The organism is Nonomuraea sp. 10N515B, from assembly GCF_052245915.1.
Classification (GTDB): domain Bacteria; phylum Actinomycetota; class Actinomycetes; order Streptosporangiales; family Streptosporangiaceae; genus Nonomuraea.
In genome coordinates, this window is sequence record NZ_JBQQBQ010000011.1 from 60,126 (window position 1) to 80,777 (window position 20,652).

The window sequence follows — 20,652 nt, forward strand, 5'->3', positions numbered from 1 at the left end:
CGCCCCGCCCCGGCGCGTCGGCCGAGGACGGGGCGGTCTGAAGCGCGCCTCTTGGCGCCGGCTCAAGCGTGGTGGCAGCTTGGGAGCCGGCTCAGAAGCGGCAGCAGCTCGGAGTCGGCTCAGGGGTGGTAGCAGCGCACGTGCTCGGCGATCTCCGCGGCCGCCTCGACGCCATACGCGGCGGTGAACCGCTCGAGGAAGCCCTGCTGCCCGAGCTCGTATTCCTGCCCGCCGACCCGCTCCAGCACGTGCGTGGCGGTGAGGTTGCCGATCTGCCCGCACCGCTCCAGCGGCAGCGCCCAGGCCAGCCCGGACATGAACCCGGCCCGGAAGGCGTCACCGACGCCCGTGGGGTCGGCCTTGCCCAGCTCGGGAGCGGGCGCTACCTGGATGGACGGCTCGCCCTTGCGGTCGATGACGGCGCCCTTGGGCCCCAGCGTGGTGACCCGCACGCCGACCCGGCCCAGGATCTCCTCATCCGACCAGCCGGTCTTCTGCTCGATGAGCCCCTTCTCGTAGTCGTTGGAGAAGAGATAGGCGGCGCCGTCGACGAGCTGGCGGATCTGCTCGTCCTCCATGCGGGCCAGCTGCTGGGAGATGTCGGCGGCGAAAGGGATGCCGCGCTGGCGGCACTCGTCGGTGTGCCGCAACATCGCGTCGGGGTCGTTGGGGCTGATGAGCACCAGGTCGAGGCCGCCGACGCGGTCGGAGACGGGCTGCAGCTCGATGAGCCGGGCCTCGGCCATGGCGCCGGTGTAGAACGAGGCGATCTGGTTGTGGTGCTCGTCAGTGGTGCACAGGAAACGCGCGGTGTGCTGGGTCTCGGAGATGTGCACGGAGCCGCAGTCCACGCCGTGGCGCTCCAGCCAGGACCGGTAGTCGGCGAAGTCGTTGCCGACGGCTCCCACGAGAATCGGCTTCAGGCCGAGGCAGCCCATGCCGAATGCGATGTTCGCGGCGCACCCGCCGCGACGAATCTGCAGATCGTCGACCAGGAACGAGAGTGACACCCGGTCGAGCTGCTCGGCGATGAGCTGATCGCCGAAGCTTCCTGGGAAGGTCATCAGGTGGTCTGTCGCGATGGAGCCGGTGACGGCGATGCGCACGGGATTCTTCTTCCTCGTTGTCAGCAGGCCAATGAGCCCCACGAGAATACGCGAAGGTCCCGCGCGCACAAAGGCGGACGGGACCTCGCTGCCGACCTTCGACCAGTTGCCGACGACTAGTTGAACGAGTCGCCACAGGCGCAGGAGCCGGTGGCGTTCGGGTTGTCGATGGTGAAGCCCTGCTTCTCGATGGTGTCGACGAAGTCGATGCTGGCGCCCATCAGGTAAGGAGCGCTCATCCGGTCGGTGACCACGCTGACGCCGCCGAAGTCCGTCACGACGTCGCCGTCCATCGTACGATCGTCGAAGAAGAGCTGGTAGCGCAGGCCGGAGCAACCACCCGGCTGCACGGCGACCCGCAGCTGCAGACCCTCTTCACCCTGCTGCTCCAGCAGGCTCTTGACCTTGGCGGCGGCCGCGTCAGTCAGGATCAGACCCTGCGTCGTGGTCTCGCTGCTCTCAACCGTCATCTGCTGACTCCCTAACCCGGCTGTCTGTTTTCGACGTCCTACCAATGACGCTACCAACACCTGGACGATGCCACACATTCCCGGGCCGCCTGCCGACCGTCCGGCCCCGGAATAACCATGGATGCCCGTGTGTCATGATGAGTATCGTCAATTCGACGATAAGGGGGTATGGCCATGGCCACCCAGACTGGGCTGCCGCTCTTCGTCCTCGGCCGGAGCGCCGATCCGCACAGCGAGAAGGGGGTCGACTGCCCCGGCGAGCTGCCACCCGCTTCCGACCCCGGCCTGGTGGAACGTGCCCGCAAGGCCAAGGAGGCGCTCGGCGACCGCCTGTTCGTGCTCGGCCACCACTACCAGCGCGACGAGGTCATCCAGTTCGCCGATGTGACGGGCGACTCGTTCAAGCTCGCCCAGCAGGCCGCGGCACGGCCGGAGGCGGAGTACATCGTCTTCTGCGGCGTGCACTTCATGGCCGAGTCGGCCGACATCCTCACCGGCAATGACCAAAAGGTGATACTTCCGGACATGGCGGCCGGGTGCTCGATGGCCGACATGGCCACGTTCGACCAGGTCGAGGAGTGCTGGGAAGCCCTGGAGGACGCCGGCCTGGCCGATCAGGTGATCCCGGTCACATACATGAACTCCAGCGCCGACATCAAGGCGTTCTGCGGCCGCAACGGCGGCGCCGTCTGCACCTCCTCCAACGCCCGCCGGGCCCTGGACTGGGCGTTCGAGCAGGGCCAGAAGGTGCTGTTCCTGCCCGACCAGCACCTGGGCCGCAACACGGCGGTGCTGGAAATGGGCATGTCCCTGGACGACTGCGTGGTGTGGAACCCCCACCGCCCGAACGGCGGCCTCACCCAGGAGCAGCTGGAGCGGGCCAGGATGATCCTGTGGCGCGGCCACTGCTCGGTGCACGGCCGCTTCACGGCCGACTCGGTGGACGACGTACGCGCCCGCATCCCCGGCGTGAACGTCCTCGTGCATCCGGAGTGCCGCCACGAGGTCGTGCTCAAGGCCGACCACGTGGGCTCGACGGAATACATCATCAAGAAGATGGAGGCGGCCCCCGCCGGCTCGAGCTGGGCGATCGGCACCGAACTCAACCTGGTCAAGCGCCTGGCCCAGAGGTTCCCCGACAAGAACGTCTCGTTCCTGGACCGGACGGTCTGCTACTGCTCCACGATGAACAGGATCGACCTGCCGCACCTGGTGTGGGCCCTGGAATCGCTGGTCCTGGGTGAGGTCGTCAACCAGATCACGGTGGACGAGGACACGACCTACTGGGCCAAGGTCGCGCTGGACCGCATGCTCGCCCTCCCATAGGCCGATTTATCCCCATATCCCCCGCCCAACCGCATGGACCTCCGCAGGGGACGCGCTACGCGCGACTGGGCTCCTCTCACGGGGGCGCCCAGCTCCCCCGAGCCCACTGACAGAATTCCTGTGATCGAACCGGCCGAGACGTCGACTGAAATTCCGGCCGCTGCTGCTACATTCGTGATCTTTTGCCCGGATACTTGTTCTCCATACCAGGCGCGGACAGCCATGGAGGAACCAGGTGGACGCCAAAGGCCGCACGGCCGAGATCATGATCGCCGAAGCCCGCAAGGCGTTCTGGGTGATGGTCGGGTTCCTGGCTGTCATCTGGGTCGTGCAGATCGTCAACTGGGCATCGGGCTATGCGCTGAGCTATGAGTTCGGCGTACAGGCATGGAACCCCGCGAGCCTGCCCGACATCGTTTCATCGCCGTTCCTGCACTGGAGCTGGGAACACATCGAGGCCAATTCAGGGCCGTTATTCATTTTCGGCTTCCTGTCCGCCTACCGGGGCGTCGCCAAATTCCTCGGCGTGACGGGACTCATCATCGTGGTCAGCGGCCTCGGCGCCTGGTTCACTTCTCAGCCGATGAGCGTCGGCGCGGGCGCGAGCGGCGTCGTCTTCGGGTACTTCGGCTATGTACTGGTGCGCGGCGCGTTCGACCGGCATCTCATCGACATCGTGGTCGGCGTGGTCATGGCGCTGTGCTTCGCCTATCAGTTCGCCGGATTGCTGCCCCAGGAGGGCATCGGCTGGCAGGCTCACTTGTTCGGCTTCCTCGGGGGTCTGCTGGGCGGCTGGTTGTTCCGCGACCGCGGCCGCCCCCGGCCCACAACGGCGTCCCCTGACCCGAACTCTCGGGCCACGCTTCTGAAGGAATTGGACGGTCTCGGGCTCTGACGGCGCGCGGGACACTAGCTGGTGCCGCGGCAGAGCCGACAAGCAGGCACACCGCACCGAGGGCCGCGCCCGCGGCAACTGCGAAGATTCGCACGTCACGAGGTCGCCCTGCCGAGACCGCTCGCCCCACAGCCATGCCAGCGGCAGGAAGAGCCACGGCCGCGATGCCGCCTCGGTTGATCAGCTCCGTGGTTAGCCACTCCAACTTCCAGAGACTCCAAGCCAACAGCCCGTAGCCGGTGAGGACCGCCACACATGCGACGCTGAAGCCGAAAGCACCGAACAGGCGGGTGCCCCGATCAGGGAAGGACGTCATGGCGCAGATGATCGCATGTCATCGCAACTGCTGTCCTGGGGCTAGATAGTGCGTGGTCAGGTGTTGGCGGCCAGGAATGGCAGCACCTGGGGAAGCACATCCCCGGACCTGTCCCAGCCCCCCTTGTGATCGGCATCGGGCAAGGAGAAGAAGGCCGCAACACCGGTGCGGTCGGCGAAGGTGCGCATCGGGTCGTGCCAGGGATCCGCCGCGCCCGCGTACAGCATCATGGGCACGCCGGAGGCGGCGAGCTCGGCGTGCAGGGCCGATTGCCGCAGTGTGGGCTCGATGGCCAAGCGGAAGCCGCCGATGGGGTCCCAGGCGCCGGCCACCAGGCAGGTCAGGCGGTCCGGGGCGAGCGCGGCGACCGCGTAACCGGTCATTGCGCCCAGCGAGTAGCCCCAGAACGCGGCGCGGTCGGCGCCCACGTCGTCGAGCACGGCCGTCACGTACGCGACACGCCGTTCCAGCGCGTACGCCTCGACCTCGCGCGGCGCGTCGCCGGCGCCCAGTCCCGGAGTGTCGACGGCGATCACCGTGTAGGCGGGCGTCAGGGACGACGTGTAACCGCTGTGGGTCCAATGTGCTCCGTCCTGGAACATCCCAGGGTGGAGCACCAGCGGCGGGCCGTCCCCCGAAACCTCGTAGGAGATCTTGAAACCGTTGCTGCGTGCGAGGGGCACACGTCCTCCAAATGGCTTGTACGCAGGAACGTTACGACTTGTAACGGGACCCATCGTGGAGCATGATCGGACGGGCCGGAAGGAGGCACTTTCTTGTCGCAACGGAACACCGGGGTAACGGACCAGCTCGCGGCCGGGAGCGAGGCGGGCGGTCCCGACGACGAATGTCCCTTGCCTGAGGTGCTGGCCTTGATCGGCGGCAAGTGGAGTGCCCAGGTGCTGGTGGAACTGGGCGACGGCCCGCGCAGGTTCACCCAGCTGGAGCGGGCCATCCCGGGGATCAGCCGCCGCATGCTGACGGTGAGCCTGCGCGACCTGGAACGCAACGGCCTCGTCACGCGCACCGTCTATCCGGACTCGCCGCCGCGCGTCGAGTACGCCACCACGCCGTTGATCGAGGACATCCGCGAGCCGTTGGAGGCGCTCACGGCCTGGGCCCGCCGTGCCGCGCCGGTCATCACGGCGGCCCGCCGGGAGTACGACAACCGTCAGTGAGCGGGCCGCACGCCCATCACAGCCGGTCTGTCAGGAACGCGCTCACCGCCGTACGGAAGCCGTCCGGTCATCGGCCCAGGGCACGTGGCCGGCCTGTGGAAGGACCACACGGGACACGCGGGCCAGCGCCCACCGTGGTGCACTCGCTCCGTCGATCCACTCTCCAGCGCCTGGACTGGTGTCTTCGGCAGTATGTCGGCTCACCCTTCCGCAGAATGTCGGTCCAATGGCTCAACTATGTCGGTTACGAGAGCCGTGAAATGTCGGTGCTCCGTCCGTAGAATGTCGGTTCTACAGATGGGGGTGCTCGTGGAGCTGGTGCCAAGACACATCGTCGATCATGCGGTCGAGTTCCTGGCGGCCTTCAGAGTGGTGATCATCAACGGGCCTCGCCAGTCCGGGAAGACCACACTCCTGCGGCAACTTGAGGCCTGTCGTGGCGGCACGTACCTGACATTGGACGATGGCACGCTACGCGCCGCCGCGCATGCCGATCCGGAGGTGTTCGTAGCCGACGGGCCCAAGCCGATGATGATCGACGAGATCCAACGTGGCGGTGACGACCTTGTGCTCGCTATCAAATCGGCCGTGGACCGCTCGGCGGAACGCGGGCAGTTCGTGCTCGCAGGCTCGACCAGGTTTCTTGCGACTCCGTCGCTGAGCGAATCTCTGGCCGGACGTGCGAGCATCATTGAGGTCTGGCCCTTCGCGCAACAAGAGCTCTCGGGCGGCAGCACATCCTTTCTCGAGAGAGCATTCCATGAGCCGGAGTCCTTCAGGACGACGACACCGAGTTCGTGCGACAGGGAGGACTACTTCGATCTCATCGCCCGGGGCTTCTACCCCGAAGTCATGGCGATGCGGTCGGAGCTCGCCCGCGGCGAGTGGTACAGGGCCTACGTGCAGTCCATCATCGACACCGACATTCGAGAGATGGCGAAGATCGATGAGCCCAGCAACCTCCGGCACCTTTTGAGACTTGTCGCGGCCTCCACCGCTCAGGAGCTCAACGTCGTCAAGACCGCCGGCGATCTCGGGCTCCACCGCACCACGATCAGTCGCTACCTCGGCCTGCTGGAAACCGTTTTCCTCGTGCAGTCGCTGCCTGCCTGGTCGCGCAATCTCAACGCCAGGGCCGTACGGCGTCCCAAGGTGCACATCACCGACACCGGGCTGGCCGCACACTTGCTGTCGGTGGACGCCGAAGGGTTGTCAGCACGCGTGGCGCCCGCCCGTGGGGCGCTCGTGGAGACCTTCATCGCCAATGAGCTGGCCAAGCAAGCGACATGGGCACCGTACCGGATGAATCTTTTTCACTGGCGTATCAGTCAGGGTGCCGAGGTCGACCTGGTGATCGAGCGGACCAACGGCCGGGTGGTCGGCGTGGAGGCCAAATCCACCGATGCCGTGGACCTCAAGGACTTCAAGGGCTTGACGACCCTCAGGGACGCTCTCGGCGATCAATTCGTCCACGGATTCGTGCTCTACACCGGGAAGCGCTCACTCGCCTTCGGCGACCGGCTGACCGCGCTGCCGATCAGCGCCCTGTGGGACCGCTAGGAGGGACGCGCGGGCTCGATCGCGGCGGCGGTACTTCGTGAGGTCGGACGCGCTCTTCGTGAGGCGGCCGCGCGGAGGTAACGGGGTCCGGCTCTTTTCGTCGCCGTCCGCGCCGGGGCCGGGACACCATGAGGGTGTTCTGACGATCACCTGGAGTGGATACGACATGTCTCCTCAGAACCGTACGGAAGGGGCGAACGGCGAGTGGGGGCGCGGTCCTTCGCGGCGGTCGTTCCTGGGTGTGGGGGCGGGGCTGGCCGCGGGCGCGGCCGGCGGCGCGGGGCTGGTGGCGGCCACGGACGGCGAGTCGCCCCGGCACGGCGCCGCCCCGCTCGCGCCCGGGAACGGCCAGGTCGTGCCGGCCTCGTTCAAGGCGGCCCACCAGCCGGGGATCCTCACCGGACCGGCCCTGGCCTGCCTGGTGGCGGCCTTTCACTGCCGCGATCGCGACCGCCGTGCGCTGGCCGGCACGTTACGCAGGCTGTCGGCCGAGATGGACGCGCTGATGGCCGGTCGCCAGCCCCAGGCCGTCCCCGCCGGGCAACCGCCCGCCGACAGCGCGATCCTGCTCGGCCAGGGCAGGCAGCCGGTGCTGGTCACGCTCAGCGTCGGCGCCTCCCTGTTCGACGAGCGGTACGGTCTGGCCGATCGCCGGCCCGCCGAGCTGGTGCCGATGGGCGTGCTGGCCAACGACCGGCTCGATCCCGCCCGTACTCACGGGGACCTGCTGGTGCTGATCCAGGCCGATCATCCGGACGTGTGCGTGCACGCCCTGCGCCGGCTCACGCGGGCGGCCGGCGGGTCGCTCGTGCCCGCCTGGTCGCAGGACGGATTCGCCCGGCCGGATCCGGTCGCCACGGCCGGCGCCACGGGCAACCGGAACCTGCTCGGCTTCAAGGACGGCACGGGCAACCCCGACGCGGCCGACCCGGCGCTGATGGATCAGGTGGTGTGGGTGGGGGCCGGCGACGGCGAGCCGGAGTGGGCCGTGGGCGGCACGTACGTCGCCGTCCGGCTGATCAGGCTCCTCGTGGAGCAATGGGACCGCACCTCGCTCGACGCCCAGGAACGGGTCATGGGGCGGCGCAAGCTGTCGGGAGCGCCGCTGGACGGCGAGAAGGAGACCGATGTGCCGAGGTACGCCGAAGACCCCGGCGGCGAGCGAACCCCGCTCGACTCCCACATCCGGCTGGCCAACCCGCGCACCGCCGGACCCGACAAGGGCATGCTGCGCAAGGGCTTCAACTACGCGCGCGGGCTCGACGCCGACGCCCTGCTCGACCAGGGGCTGGTGTTCGTCAGCTACCAGCGCAGGCTGGCCAACTTCCTGCAGGCCCAGGAGCGGCTGAAGGGCGAGCCGATGGAGGCGTTCACCCGGCCGGAGGGCGGCGGCTTCTACTACGCGCTGCCCGGAGCACCCGGCTCCGGCGGCTATCTGGGCCAGCGCCTCGTCGAATCCTAGAAAGGAAACGATCATGAACGGTCCGTCAAGGCGAGGATTACTGGGCGGCGCCGCGCTCGTCGCGGGGGCGGCGGCGGTGCCCGCCTCCTCCGCCCATGCCGCGGCGTCGATCACTGGGCCGGTCGCCGGCCCCGTCACCGTCTACCCCAGCGATCCCCGCTACCAGGAGCTGACCGTCGGCTACAACCAGCGCTGGGTCGGCTCCCCCGACTACGTCCGGGTGGTCAGCTCGACCGCCCAGGTCGTCGCCGCGGTCCAGGAGGCGGTGGACGCGGGCAAGCGCATCTCGGTGGTCTCCGGCGGCCATTGCCTGGCCCCGTTCGTCTTCAACGCCGACGTGGACGTCGTCATCGACCTGTCCGGGCTGGACGAGGTGTACTTCGACACGCAGCGCAACGCGTTCGCGGTCGAGGGCGGCGCCCGGCTGTCGGGCGTCTACGACACGCTGTACAAGAAGTGGGGCGTGACCATCCCCGGCGGCATGTGCCCGACGGTCGGCATCGGCGGCCACGCCACCGGCGGCGGCTACGGCTTCCTGTCCAGGCAGTTCGGGGCCGTGATCGACCATCTGGCGGCGGTCGAGGTCGTGGTCGTGGACCGCGCGGGCAGGGCGCGGGCCGTGCTCGCCTCGAGGGACCCGGCCGACCCCCACCACGACCTGTGGTGGGCCTGTGCCGGCGGTGGCGGCGGCAACTTCGGCGTCGTCACCCGGTTCTGGTTCCGCACCCCGGGCACGAGCGGCGCCGATCCGGGCCGCCTGCTCGTCAACCCGCCCAAGGACGTGCTGCTCAGCGCCGTCGGCATCCCGTGGAGCACGCTGGACCGGGCGAAGTTCGCCACGCTGGTCACCAACTGGGGCGCCTGGTACGAGCAGCACGCGGCCCCCACGTCGCCGGCCAGGATCCTGTCCGGCGTGGCCTCGCTGGCGCACCGCTCCAGCGGGAACGTCTTCCTGCTGACCCAGGTGGACGCCACCGCCTCCGGCGCGAGCGGGCTCCTCGACGACTACCTCCGCGCCCTGACCGCCGGACTCGGCGTCGACGCGGTAGTGGCCGCCCAGCCGCCGCAGAGGCTCCCGTGGCTGCGCGCGGTCAAACTGATCGCGGCCAGCATCCCGTCCTTCATCAACCCGACCCTGCGCGGCTCGTCCAAGTCGGCATACCTGCGCCGCTCGTACACGGCCGAGCAGGCGGGCGCGATGTACGACGCGCTCACCCGCACGGACTTCGCCAACCCGGCCGCCGCGGTGACGCTGGCCGGGTTCAGCGGCGGCGCGATCAACGCCGTCCCACCCGCCCGGACCGCGCTCGCCCACCGCGACGCCGCGTTCTGGACGCTGTTCGAGACCCAGTGGCAGGATCCGGCCGCCGACGCCGCCAACATCGGCTGGCTCCGCGACCTGTACGCCTCGGTGTGGTCGGCCACCGGCGGCTACCCGGTGCCCGGTGACCAGGCCGACGGCTGCTACGTCAACAATCCGGACCCCGACATCACCGACCCCGCGTTCAACCGGTCGGGCGTGCCCTGGCACACCCTGTACTACAAGGGCAACTACCCCCGGCTCCAGCGCGTCAAGGCGGCGTACGACCCGCGCGAGGTCTTCCGGCACGCCCAGTCCGTCTCCCTGCCGTAGGGGCACCTGGCCAAGTGCCGCCCCCTACTTGACTTTGTCACCGCGACGCCGCCGTGCTCCCTTCTCGCCGCGGGCCCCCGTTCTTAGCGTCGAACACACCGAGTGACGGAGGAGAACACCGTGATCCATCAACTCATCTTCGCCGCGCCCAAGCCGGGCATGACGGAGGAGGAATTCCAGCAGTACTGGCTGAACGTGCACGCCGTCAGGTACGCCAGCAAGATCCCGCAGATCAGGAAGTACCTCATCGACACCAGGATCCCGTTCTGGCCCGACGAGGGCGAGCCGCTGTGGAGCGGCGTCGCGGAGATCTGGCTGCGTGATGAGAAGGAGCAGCTGGAGTCGCTGCAGACGCCCGAGTTCCTGGACGGCGCCCGGATGGACGAGCCGCGCTGGGCGGCGTTCTGGCGCACGGTCGTGCTCGACACGGACGCGCACGAGCTGGTCGCGGCGCCCGAGCTCGCGCCCGAGGGGGGCGTGAAGCTCATCGTGCTGGCCAAGCGGAAGGAAGGGCTGCCCCTGCCGGACTTCCGCAGCGCGAGCCTCGGCGCCCACGCCGAGCTCGTCGCGCAGGTGCCGGGTCTGCGCCGCTACTTGCAGTGCCACGTCAAGGACGGCGCCTACGCCATCGGGGAGGCCGTGCTCGACGCCGCCCACCTGCTGTGGTTCGACGGCCGGGACGCACTGGCCGCGGCGCTCGCCTCACCGGAGTTCGCCAAGGTCAAGGCCCACATGGAGGAGCTGGCCGAGCCGCGGTACCTGCACCGGCTGGTCGTCACCGAACACTGGGTCATCGGACCGGAGAGCCGCTGATGTCCGGCCACGACTACGTCGTCGTGGGCGGCGGCGCGGCCGGCGCGGTGGTCGCCGCCCGGCTGGTCGAGCGCACCACGGCACGCGTGCTCCTGCTGGAGGCCGGCGGCGAGGCCGACCTCCCCGCGATCCGCCAGACCGGCATCCCGGGCATGGCCTCGCTGTGGCAGGACCCGGCCGTCACCTGGCCGCACGTCACGGCCCCGCAGGCCGGGCTGAACGGGCGGACGATCCCGCTGCCGCAGGGCAAGGTGCTGGGCGGCGGCAGCTCGGTCAACGCCATGCTCTACGTCCGGGGCAACCGCCGCGACTACGACGGCTGGGCCGCCCCGGGCAACGAGGGCTGGGCGTACGAGCAGGTGCTGCCGTGCTTCAAGCGGGCCGAGGACTACGAGGACGGCGCGGGGACGTACCACGGGGCGGGCGGCCCGCTCAAGGTCGCCCGCCTGTCGGCGATGTCGGAGGTGTCGCGCGCCTTCCTCGAGGCGGCCCGCGAGCTGGGCTTCCCCGGCGGCGAGGACTGGGACTACAACGGCGCCGCGCAGGAGGGCGCGTTCGCCTACCAGTCCTTCCGCACCAAGGACGACCAGCGGTCCAGCACCGCGTCCGCGTACCTCGACCCCCTGCGCGGTCATCCCCGGCTCACCGTCGTGACCGGCGCGACGGCCACCCGCGTGCTGATGGACGGCACGACGGCGACGGGCGTCGCGTACGTGCGCGACGGCGCCGTCCACCGCGCCGAGGCGAGCACCGAGGTGATCGTCTCCTGCGGCGCGCTGGCCACGCCCAAGCTGCTGCAGCTGTCCGGCATCGGCCCGGCCGCCGCTCTGCGCGAGCACGCGATCCCGGTCGTCGCCGACCTGCCCGGCGTCGGCGCCAACCTGCACGACCACGTCATCCTCGGCGTGGCCTACCGCGCGCGGTCCGAGCTGCCGCTGCCGGAGCTCCTGGCCGAGGTGGGGATGTTCCCGCCGGAGGACACCGACCTGCAGCTGCTGTTCGGGCCGGTGCAGTTCGTGGCCGACGAGTACCGCGTGGACGGCCCGGTCTTCACCTTCGCCCCGGTGCTCGCCCGGCCGCGCAGCAGGGGAACGCTGGCCCTTCGCTCGAGCGACCCGGCGGACCCGCCCCTGGTCGATCCCCGCTACCTGGGGGAGCAGGCCGATCTGGCGGCGCTGGTGCGCGGGATCGAGCTGTGCAGGGAGCTCGCGCACACCGGCGCGCTGGGCTCCTTCCACGACCGCGAGAGCGCACCGGGGCGCGAGGCCGACCTGGCCTCCTACGTCCGCTCCACCGCGACCACCGTGTGGCATCCGGTGGGCACCTGCCGGATGGGGCGCGACCCGCTGGCCGTGGTCGATCCGGCGCTGCGCGTGAACGGCATCGACCGGCTGCGGGTGGCCGACGCCTCGATCATGCCGTCCATCCCCGCGGGCAACACCGCCGCCGCCAGCATCATGATCGGTGAGCGCGCGGCCGACCTGCTCACCTGAAGGGAAGCCCATCGTGGCAGACAGCTACAGGTATATCGTCATCGGCGCGGGCGCGGCAGGATCGGTGCTCGCGGCCCGGCTCAGCGAGGATCCCGGCGCCTCCGTGCTCCTTCTGGAGGCCGGCGACGCGCCCGTGACCGACGCTGTCACGACGCCGTGGCGGTGGAACGAGGTCCTGCTGACCGACCTGGACTGGGCGTACATGAGCGAGCCGCAGCCGGGCCTGGACGGCACGCGCGTCTACTCGGCCGCCGGCCGGGGCCTGGGCGGCACCTCGAACATCTACCACATGATGCACACCAGAGGCCGCCCGCAGGACTACGACGGCTGGGCCCGCGAGGGCTGTCCCGGCTGGTCCTTCGACGACGTGCTGCCCTACCTGCAACGACTGGAGGACCAGCGGGACGGGCACAACCCGCTGGCCGGCAAGGGCGGCCCGATGACCGTGGCCGACGCGGCCGAGACGGGCAACCCGGTCTCGCAGACGTTCATCGAGGCCTGCGCCGAACTCGGTTACCCGCGCCTGGACGACTTCAACGCGGGCCTGTCCGGCGCCGGCTGGCATCACGTGAACATCAAGGACGGGCGGCGCTGGGGCGCCCGCGAGGCCTATCTCGATCCCGCGCTCGGCCGGCCGAACCTCACCGTGCTGACCGCCGCCATGGCCACCCGGCTGTTGTTCGAGGGGACGCGCTGCGTCGGTGTGGAGTTCGTGCGCGACGGCGCCACCCGCACGGCGCGGGCCGAGGCCGAGGTCGTGGTGTGCGCGGGCGCGATCCAGTCGCCCAAGCTCCTGCTGCTGTCCGGTCTGGGGCCGGCCGGCGATCTGGCCGGCCTGGGCATCCCCGTCGTGGCCGACCTGCCCGGCGTCGGGGCGAACTTCCACGACCACCCGCTGGTCATCGGGCCGATCGGCTACATGGCCAAGCCCGGCGACGACCCGCGCGGCCAGGTGACCGAGGTCGCGTTGTTCTGCGGGTCGCAGGAGGGGCTGCAGGTGCCCGACCTGGAGATCGCGCTGGTGCACCGGGCCCCGTTCGGCGAGAAGTTCTTCGCCAACGTCATCCGCCGCGTGCAGACCGGCCAGCCGGTCGCACCGGTGCGTGAGCTGGTGGACCCGCACGTGATCCTGAGCCTGTCCGGCCTCATCGGACCGGTCTCACGAGGATGGGTACGCCTGGCGGGGACCGACCCCACCGCCTATCCGAGGATCAACGCCAACTACTACGGCGACCCGTACGACCTGGAGCGCACGGTCACGGTCGTGGAGATCGCCAGGGAGCTCTACCGCACCAAGGCGTTCGCCGACGCCTGGGGGCTGTCCGAGGTGGCGCCGGGGCCGGACGTGACCACCCGCGACGAGCTGCGCGGCTGGGTGAAGGCCAACACCGGGTCGTACTACCACTTCGCCGGCTCCTGCCGGATGGGCACGGACGACGCGGCCGTGGTCGACCCCAGGCTGCGCGTGCGCGGCGTCGAGGGGCTGCGCGTGGCCGACGCCTCGGTCATGCCCTCCCTGGTCAGCGCGCATCCGCACACCACGGTCGTGATGATCGGCGAGCGTGCGGCCGACTTCGTCACGGGCGCGGCCGGCCCGTCCTCATAAATAGTACTGAGAGTGCCAGCATAAACTGCTCCTGTTCATCTCATCAGATGCATTTCCATAATTAGGGAAAGGGGGACGTTCCGATTTTCTAGGGGTTGGTCATATGGCCATCTACGCAGATTTGGATGCACGGGAGATTTGGCTCTCTCCTTTCTGTGACGATCTATTCTCATCCTTCCTCCGCTCCGACCAGCGCCGATGGGGCGAGGTCTACGTCCAGGGACTGATCTCGGTCCCCGGCCGCAAGTCGATCCGCCGGATCTCCACCCAGGTGGTGGGGCAGCCCGTCGACCAGTGCCTGCAACAGTTCATCAACCAGAGTCCGTGGGACTGGGCGCCGGTGCGGCAGCGCCTGGCCCAGTCCCTCGTCGAGGCGATCCGCCCGAAGGCTTGGGTGCTGGAAGAGGTGGTCTTCCCGAAGAACGGCTCGAAGTCGGTGGGCGTGGCGCGGCAGTTCGTCCCCTCCGCCGGGCGGCTCATGAACTGCCAGCTCGGCCTGGCCGTCGTGATGGTGGGAGACGAGGGCGGCTGCCCCGTGAACTGGCGGCTGCTGCTCCCCCGCTCGTGGGACGACGACGCCGGTCTGCGGAGCCGGACCCGGCTTCCGGAGCACGAGCGCAGCAGGCCGCACTGGCGCCACCTGCTCCAGGCCGTCGACGAGATGGTGCTCGACTGGGGGCTGCCGCCCGCGCCCATCGTGGTGGACGGCAGGGCGATGCCCGGCGTGGAGCTCCTGATCGCCGGGCTCGCCGAGCGCGGACTGCCCTATCTCGTACGGGTCTCGCCCGGCACCATGCCGGCCGCCGGGCCTGGCCTGCCAGCGCGCCCGGTGCCGGAGCCGGCCAGACCGCGGCTGCACGTGGTGCCGGCGCAGGCGGGCCCGCGCCCGCACGGGCCGGGCCAGCACTGGCGTCCCCGATCGGGCACCCGGACGATGTGGCTCACCGATCTCGGCCGCAACCGGGTCCCAGACCTGGCCGGACTGGTCAGGATGCGCAACAGGGCGGCGTCCGCGATGAACACGGTCGCCGCAGAGTCGGGTCTGCAGCACTTCGAAGGCCGCTCCTATCGGGGGTGGCATCACCACGTCACGCTGGTGTCGGTGGCCCACGGCTACCGGCTGCTGCGCGGCCTGGCCGGACAGGAGGCGGAGGACCTGTGCCTGCGCCCGCATGGCTGAGCGACCGGCTCGCCGGCGTCGAGCTGTTCGCCGGGTTGTCCCGGGAGCAGCTCGACTGGCTCGCGCGCACGGGGACGGTCAAGGACCTCTCCGACGGTGAGGTGCTCTTCGTCGAGGGCGCGCCGGCGGACGCCTTCTTCGTCCTGCTGGACGGCGAGATCGTGGTCTCCAAGCTGGTCGGCGGCCGCGAGCAGGTGCTCGCCCGGCACGTCGGCGACACGCTGGAGCACGAGTTCATCGGCGAGCTGCCGCTGCTCACCAGCGACGAGTACCTGGCCACCGCGCTGGCCGTGGGGCACGCGCGGGTGGTGGTCTACGGCAAGGGCGCGTTCTTCGACATGCTGGAGCGCTGTCCGCAGGTCTGCCGGATGCTGCTGCCCGTGCTGGCCGGGCGCATCAACGCCATGGAGCGTCAGGCCGGCCGCAGCCGCATGCTAGAAGGGCTGGGCATGCTGGCGGCGGGCCTGGCCCACGAGCTGAACAACCCCGCCGCGGCCGCGGTGCGGGCCACGCGTGAGCTACGCGGCCTCGCGCCCCGGCTGGCCGCCGCCGCGGTCGAGTGGGGCCGCACCGCCGAGCACTCCGAGCTGCTGCTCCTGGAGCGGTTCCAGGAGCGGCTCGACCCTGCTGAGCCGGATCCGCGCAGCGAGGACGTCCGTCTCGGCCCGCCGGCCAGGCGCGGGCGGGACCCGCTGGCCGAGGCGGAGGCGGCCGACGACGTCGCGGACTGGCTACGCGAACGCGGCCTCGGCGAGCTCGCCGAGCTGTGCGACGACCTGGCCGAGCACGGCGTGGACCGCGCCGCGCTCGACGAGCTCGCCGCCGGGCTGCGGCCCGGCGTCCTGGTCGCGGCGCTGGCGTACCTGGCGCCGGCGCTGCGGGCCGGGACGCTCGCCGGTGACGCCGCCGAGGCGGCCGAGCGGGTGGTGGAGCTGGTACGGCGCACCTCCGCCTACACCAACCTGGACCGCGCCCCCGAGCGGGAGGCCGATCTCCGCGAGGGGCTGGAGGCCACGCTCGCCCTCATGGCGCCCAAGCTGCGCAACGTCCGCGTGCGCCGCGAGTACGGTGGCCTGCCCGACTTCCGGGCCTTTCCCAGCGAGCTCAACCAGGTCTGGACCAACCTCATCGACAACGCCGTGGACGCCATGGACGGCGAGGGCGAGCTGACGATCAGCACCAGGCGCGAGGGCGACCACGCCGTGGTGGAGTTCCGGGACAGCGGCCCCGGCATCCCCGCCGACGTGCTGCCGATGGTGTTCCAGCCCTTCTTCACCACCAAGGACCTGGGCAAGGGAACCGGCCTCGGGCTGCACGTCAGCATGGACATCGTGGCGCAGCAACACGGCGGCTCGATGGAGGTGACCTCGCGGCCCGGCGACACGCGCTTCGTGGTCCGGCTCCCGCTGTCTCAGCTCTCCGAGTGATAGCGGTGGATCATCGACACCGCCATCGCGCCCTCACCGACGCCCGACGCCAGCCGCTTGATCGAGCCGGCGCGCGCGTCTCCGGCCGCGAACACGCCGGGCACGCTCGTCTCCAGCAGCAGCGGCGGCCGCGGCAGGTCCCAGGCGGGCAGCTCGGTGGCCGGACCGAGGTCCGGGCCGGTCAGCAGGAACCCGCGACTGTCCCTGCGCACCAGGCCGTCCAGCCACTCGGTGCGCGGGCGGGCGCCGATGAAGACGAAGACGTGCTCGGCGTCGTGCGTGGTCAGCCTCCCTGTCGCGGTGTCGCAGAGCGTGATGCGCTTCAGCCGGTCCGAGCCGTCGGCCGCGACCACGCGGGTGGTGGTCATGACCGTGATGTCGCCGTTCGCGGCGATCTCGTCCACGAGGTAGGCGGACATGCCGCTGTCCAGGCTGCCGGCGCGCACCACCATGGTGACGTGGCTGGCGTGGCGGGCGAAGTGCAGTGCCGCCTGGCCCGCGGAGTTGGCGCCGCCGACGATCCACACGTGCCGCCCGGCGCAGGACTCGGTCTCCGTCAGCGCCGCGCCGTAGTAGATGCCCGCCCCCTCGAAGCGGCTCGCGCCCTCGGCGTCGAGGCTGCGGTAGGAAAGCCCGGTGGACAGCAGCACGGTGGCCGCGGTGATCTCCTTGCCGTCGGACAGGCGCAGCACGCAGGCCCGCCCGTCCCGGCTCAGCCGCTCGGCCTCGACGGGCGCGAGCACGTCCACGCCGAACCTGCGTGCCTGGGCCATGGCGCGGCTGGTCAGATCGACGCCGGAGATGCCGGAGGGGAAGCCCAGGTAGTTTTCGATCCTGCTGGACGTGCCGGCCTGGCCGCCCGGCACGTACGCCTCGATCAGCAACGTCGTCATGCCCTCGGAGGAGGCGTAGACCGACGCGGCCAGCCCCGTCGGGCCTCCGCCGACGATCGCCACGTCGTAGTGCGGGTGGCTGAGCTCCATGGCCAGGCCGAGCGCCTCCACCACGTCTCCGTGCCCCGGGCGGGCCAGGCGTCGCCCGTCGGGCAGCACCACCTCGGGCAGCGCGGCGTCGCCCGGCGTGCCCTCCTCGAACCTGAACGGCAGCCGGTAGCGGGTGAGCAGGTCGCGCAGCCGGTGCGTGGCCGGTGCGAACCGGTGGCCGACCAGCCGGATGCCCTGGTAGGGCGGCTCGTAGGCGGACTCCCAGTCCGACAGCAGGTCGTCGAGCACGGGATAGAGCCGCTCCTCCGGCGGCTCCCACGGCTTGACCAGGTAGTGGTCGAGCCGCACCTCGTTGATCGCCGAGATGGCGACACTGGTGTCGGCGTAGGCGGTCAGCAGCACGCGGCGGGCCGCGGGGAAGCGCCGGCCGGCCTCCACCAGGAATTCGATCCCGGTCATCTCGGGCATCCGCTGGTCGGACAGGATCAGCGCGGCCTCCTCGCCGCGCTCACGCAGCGCGTCAAGGACGTGCAGGGCCTCGATCGGCGAACTCGACGCGAGCACCCGGTAGCGCTCCTGGTAGGCGCGCGACAGATCGCGCCGCACCGCGCGGAGCACGTGGTCGTCGTCGTCGACGGCCAGCAGAACAGGCCGGCGCTGCTCGGGCATCACAAGCCTCCAGAATCGGCTGCCAGCCATTCTGCCGCCATTTCCGGGGCCGTGCCCCGGCACCTGACGAAGTGCGGGTGAATTTCATTGACTTGACGGAATAGCGAGGCCGCCCTTGTCCGCGAATCCCGCCTATTGCTCCAATTAACGCATGACGCGCACCATTCTTATTATTCTCTCCGAGTACGGATATTGGGGAGAGGAACTCGTCGGCCCGCTGGCCGCCTTCGACCGGCAGGGCTACCGGAGCGTGTTCGCCACCCCCACCGGCAAGCGGGCGCGGGCGCTGCCGCCCAGCCTCGACCCGGGCTACATCGACCCGCCGCTGGGCCGCTCGGTGACCACCCCCGAAGTGGCCGTGGCGGCCAGGCAGCTGGACGAGTCCGACCGGCTGGACGCCCCGCTCAGCCTGGCCGACTGGATCCCCGAGCGGCCCTACAACAGCGAGGACGGATATCTCAGGAAGGTCGAGGCCTACTACCGGGAGCTCGGCCGGCTGGACCGGGACGTCGAGCAGTACGACGCGCTGGTCATCGTGGGCGGCAGCGGCCCGATCGTGGACCTGGCCAACAACGGGCGGGTGCACGACCTGATCCTCGCCTTCGTGCGGACCGGCAAGCCGGTGCTCGCCGAGTGCTACGGCATCGCCTGCCTGGCCTTCGCCCGCGACTGGGAGGACCGCACGAGCATCCTGCGGGGCAAGCACGTGACGGGCCACTGCAAGGAGTACGACTACAAGGACGGCACCGGCTTCCTGGGCGTCGACTTCAACATGGGGCCGCCGCCGTATCCGCTGGAGTACATCCTGCGCGACGCCACCGCTCCCGACGGCCGCTACCACGGCAACGTGGGCAAGGAGACGTCGGTGATCGTGGACTATCCCTTCGTGACGGGCCGGTCGACCCCGGACTCCTACCTGTCCGGCGAGAAGCTGGTCGAGGTGCTCGAGTCCGGCCTGCGCCGCTACGGCTGGTGAGCCGTGGCCGCCCGTCCCGCCAAGAAGGCGATCTTCGAGCAGTTCGCGGCCGACGGCCTCACGCTGATGGTCGGCAACCCGGGCACGGTGGAGCAGGGCTTCCTGGACGTGCTGGAGGAGACGCCGGGCTTCCGGTATGTGCTGGCCCTGCAGGAGTCCGCCGCGGTCGGCATCGCCGACGGCTACGCGCGGGCCACCGGTGGCCCGGCGCTGGTCCAGCTGCACAGCGGGGTCGGCCTCGGCAACGGCGTCGGCATGCTCTACCAGGCCAAGCGCGGCCACTCGCCGCTGGTGGTGATCGCCGGCGAGGCCGGTGTGCGGTATGAGGCGCTGGACGGCCAGATGGCGGTGGACCTGGTGGCGATGGCCCGTCCGGTCACCAAGCAGGCCATGAGGGTGACGCATCCGGGCTCGGTGCTCCGGGTGCTGCGCCGCGCGATCAAGACCGCGATGACGCCGCCGCGCGGGCCGGTCTTCGTGGCCCTGCCGATGGACGTGCTCGACGAGGACACCGACGAGCCCGCCGTGCCCAGCACGATCCCCAGCCGGGCCACGCTGCCGGTCGCCGGGGAGCTGGAGCGGGCCGCGGCCGCGCTGCGTGGCGCCCGCCGGCCGGTGGTGCTGGCCGGCGACGGGGTGGCGGTGTCCGGCGCCCAGGAGGAGCTGGCCAGGACGGCCGAGGCGCTCGGCGCCCCGGTCTGGACGGTGAACTCCTCGGAGCTGACCATCGACACCACGCACCCGCTCTACCGGGGCGACCTGGGGCACATGTTCGGCGAGCACAGCGCCGCCGCGGTGGCCGGGGCCGACGCCGTGCTGGTCGTCGGGACGTACCTCTTCCCCGAGGTGTTCCCGCTGCTGACCAGCCCCTTCCCGGAGGGGGCCGCGATCGTCCACGTCGACCTGGACGACTACGAGATCGCCAAGAACTTCCCCGTCGACGTCGCGCTCGTCGCCGACCCCAAGCCGACCCTCGCGGCGCTGGCCTGCCTGCTCGGCCCGGCGCGCCCCGCGCCCGCCCGCGAGCCCGCCGAGCCGTACGGCGAGACGTTGATGGACGTGTTCGCGGCCGAGCTGGCGGCCCGAGCCCCGGACGAGCTGGTGATCTTCGACGAGGCGCTGACCGCCTCCCCCGCCCTGCTCAGGCAGCTGCCGCCGAGCCGCCCCGGCACCTACTTCCAGACCAGGGGCGGCTCACTGGGAGTCGGCATTCCCGGCGCGATCGGGATCAAGCTGGCGCGCCCCGAGGCCGAAGTGGTGGCCTTCACCGGCGACGGCGGCAGCATGTACACCATCCAGGCCCTGTGGTCCGCCGTCAGGTACGGCGTCGCGGCCCGGTTCGTGATCTGTGACAACCGCCGCTACCAGCTGCTCGACGACAACCTCGAGCAATATTGGCGCGAGCGGGGCATCGTCTCGCACCCCCATCCCGAGGGCTTCGACCTGTCCCACCCCGAGATCGACTTCGTGCGGCTGGCCGCGAGCCTGGGAGTCCCCGGCGTCAGGGTGAGCAAGCCCGCCCAGGTGGAGGCCGCGGTCCAGCGGATGCTGGCGGCGCCGGGGCCGTTCCTCGTTGATCTGATTACCACCTGAGAGGT

General features: G+C 70.5%; 17 protein-coding genes. 13 read left to right on the top strand and 4 right to left on the bottom strand.

The window, feature by feature from the left end; translation table 11 throughout:
* Positions 1–119: 119 nt before the first annotated feature.
* A complete protein-coding gene (locus tag ACTWQA_RS18380; RefSeq protein ID WP_443160405.1) occupies positions 120–1,106 on the bottom strand; it encodes a carbohydrate kinase family protein in 987 nt (328 codons plus the stop codon).
* 116 nt (positions 1,107–1,222) lie between these two features.
* On the bottom strand, positions 1,223–1,576 hold the full coding sequence (gene erpA / locus ACTWQA_RS18385; RefSeq protein WP_443160406.1) for an iron-sulfur cluster insertion protein ErpA: 354 nt from the start codon (positions 1,574–1,576) through the stop codon (positions 1,223–1,225).
* A 168-nt stretch (positions 1,577–1,744) separates the two neighbouring features.
* Here erpA and nadA point away from each other — a divergent pair, with 168 nt between their 5' ends.
* Entirely contained in the window at positions 1,745–2,902 is a 1,158-nt protein-coding gene (nadA, locus tag ACTWQA_RS18390; RefSeq protein WP_443160407.1) for a quinolinate synthase NadA, read from the top strand.
* A 235-nt stretch (positions 2,903–3,137) separates the two neighbouring features.
* Positions 3,138–3,797, top strand: a complete 660-nt coding sequence (locus ACTWQA_RS18395; RefSeq protein ID WP_443160408.1) for a rhomboid family intramembrane serine protease — start codon at positions 3,138–3,140, stop codon at positions 3,795–3,797.
* A 372-nt stretch (positions 3,798–4,169) separates the two neighbouring features.
* Here the strand turns inward: ACTWQA_RS18395 and ACTWQA_RS18400 are convergent, their stop codons facing one another.
* Positions 4,170–4,796, bottom strand: a complete 627-nt coding sequence (locus tag ACTWQA_RS18400) for an alpha/beta fold hydrolase (protein WP_443160409.1) — start codon at positions 4,794–4,796, stop codon at positions 4,170–4,172.
* A 93-nt stretch (positions 4,797–4,889) separates the two neighbouring features.
* Between ACTWQA_RS18400 and ACTWQA_RS18405 the strand changes: the two genes are divergently transcribed.
* From ACTWQA_RS18405 to ACTWQA_RS18445, 9 genes are all read left to right on the top strand, one after another.
* Entirely contained in the window at positions 4,890–5,291 is a 402-nt protein-coding gene (locus ACTWQA_RS18405; protein ID WP_443160410.1) for a winged helix-turn-helix transcriptional regulator, read from the top strand.
* Between the two features lie 192 nt (positions 5,292–5,483).
* Entirely contained in the window at positions 5,484–6,851 is a 1,368-nt protein-coding gene (locus tag ACTWQA_RS18410) for an ATP-binding protein (protein WP_443160411.1), read from the top strand.
* Positions 6,852–7,017: 166 nt separating this feature from the next.
* Positions 7,018–8,313 carry a Dyp-type peroxidase gene (locus tag ACTWQA_RS18415; RefSeq protein WP_443160412.1) on the top strand — a complete coding sequence of 432 codons (1,296 nt, stop codon included), beginning with the start codon at positions 7,018–7,020 and terminating at the stop codon, positions 8,311–8,313.
* A 13-nt stretch (positions 8,314–8,326) separates the two neighbouring features.
* Positions 8,327–9,946, top strand: coding sequence for an FAD-binding oxidoreductase (locus ACTWQA_RS18420; protein ID WP_443160413.1), 1,620 nt, complete (start codon positions 8,327–8,329; stop codon positions 9,944–9,946).
* 120 nt (positions 9,947–10,066) lie between these two features.
* Positions 10,067–10,759 carry an EthD domain-containing protein gene (locus tag ACTWQA_RS18425; protein WP_443160414.1) on the top strand — a complete coding sequence of 231 codons (693 nt, stop codon included), beginning with the start codon at positions 10,067–10,069 and terminating at the stop codon, positions 10,757–10,759.
* A complete protein-coding gene (locus ACTWQA_RS18430) occupies positions 10,759–12,252 on the top strand; it encodes a GMC family oxidoreductase (RefSeq protein ID WP_443160415.1) in 1,494 nt (497 codons plus the stop codon). Before ACTWQA_RS18425 ends, ACTWQA_RS18430 begins: the two co-directional genes overlap by 1 nt.
* A gap of 13 nt (positions 12,253–12,265) precedes the next feature.
* The gene (locus ACTWQA_RS18435) at positions 12,266–13,858 is read left to right on the top strand and encodes a GMC family oxidoreductase (RefSeq protein ID WP_443160416.1); all 1,593 of its coding nucleotides are present in this window, start codon (positions 12,266–12,268) and stop codon (positions 13,856–13,858) included.
* Positions 13,859–13,961: 103 nt separating this feature from the next.
* The gene (locus ACTWQA_RS18440) at positions 13,962–15,038 is read left to right on the top strand and encodes an IS701 family transposase (protein WP_443160417.1); all 1,077 of its coding nucleotides are present in this window, start codon (positions 13,962–13,964) and stop codon (positions 15,036–15,038) included.
* A complete protein-coding gene (locus ACTWQA_RS18445) occupies positions 15,017–16,465 on the top strand; it encodes an ATP-binding protein (RefSeq protein WP_443160418.1) in 1,449 nt (482 codons plus the stop codon). The genes ACTWQA_RS18440 and ACTWQA_RS18445 overlap by 22 nt, the downstream gene beginning before the upstream one ends.
* Here ACTWQA_RS18445 and ACTWQA_RS18450 read toward each other — a convergent pair.
* The gene (locus ACTWQA_RS18450; protein WP_443160419.1) at positions 16,450–18,078 is read right to left on the bottom strand and encodes an FAD-dependent oxidoreductase; all 1,629 of its coding nucleotides are present in this window, start codon (positions 18,076–18,078) and stop codon (positions 16,450–16,452) included. The genes ACTWQA_RS18445 and ACTWQA_RS18450 overlap by 16 nt on opposite strands.
* Positions 18,079–18,229: 151 nt before the next feature.
* On the opposite strand from ACTWQA_RS18450, the gene ACTWQA_RS18455 reads away from it, so the two are divergent.
* Both ACTWQA_RS18455 and ACTWQA_RS18460 read left to right on the top strand, forming a co-directional pair.
* A complete protein-coding gene (locus ACTWQA_RS18455; RefSeq protein WP_443160420.1) occupies positions 18,230–19,054 on the top strand; it encodes a type 1 glutamine amidotransferase domain-containing protein in 825 nt (274 codons plus the stop codon).
* Between the two features lie 3 nt (positions 19,055–19,057).
* Positions 19,058–20,647, top strand: coding sequence for a thiamine pyrophosphate-binding protein (locus ACTWQA_RS18460; RefSeq protein ID WP_443160421.1), 1,590 nt, complete (start codon positions 19,058–19,060; stop codon positions 20,645–20,647).
* The last annotated feature ends 5 nt before the right edge of the window (positions 20,648–20,652 follow it).

Coding starts and splice junctions, on each gene's coding strand:
- erpA (WP_443160406.1), bottom strand. CDS start 1,576: ATGACGGTTGAGAGCAGCGAGACCACGACGCAGGGTCTGATCCTGACT.
- ACTWQA_RS18440 (WP_443160417.1), top strand. CDS start 13,962: ATGGCCATCTACGCAGATTTGGATGCACGGGAGATTTGGCTCTCTCCT.
- ACTWQA_RS18450 (WP_443160419.1), bottom strand. CDS start 18,078: ATGCCCGAGCAGCGCCGGCCTGTTCTGCTGGCCGTCGACGACGACGAC.
- ACTWQA_RS18415 (WP_443160412.1), top strand. CDS start 7,018: ATGTCTCCTCAGAACCGTACGGAAGGGGCGAACGGCGAGTGGGGGCGC.
- ACTWQA_RS18420 (WP_443160413.1), top strand. CDS start 8,327: ATGAACGGTCCGTCAAGGCGAGGATTACTGGGCGGCGCCGCGCTCGTC.
- nadA (WP_443160407.1), top strand. CDS start 1,745: ATGGCCATGGCCACCCAGACTGGGCTGCCGCTCTTCGTCCTCGGCCGG.
- ACTWQA_RS18410 (WP_443160411.1), top strand. CDS start 5,484: ATGTCGGCTCACCCTTCCGCAGAATGTCGGTCCAATGGCTCAACTATG.
- ACTWQA_RS18455 (WP_443160420.1), top strand. CDS start 18,230: ATGACGCGCACCATTCTTATTATTCTCTCCGAGTACGGATATTGGGGA.
- ACTWQA_RS18430 (WP_443160415.1), top strand. CDS start 10,759: ATGTCCGGCCACGACTACGTCGTCGTGGGCGGCGGCGCGGCCGGCGCG.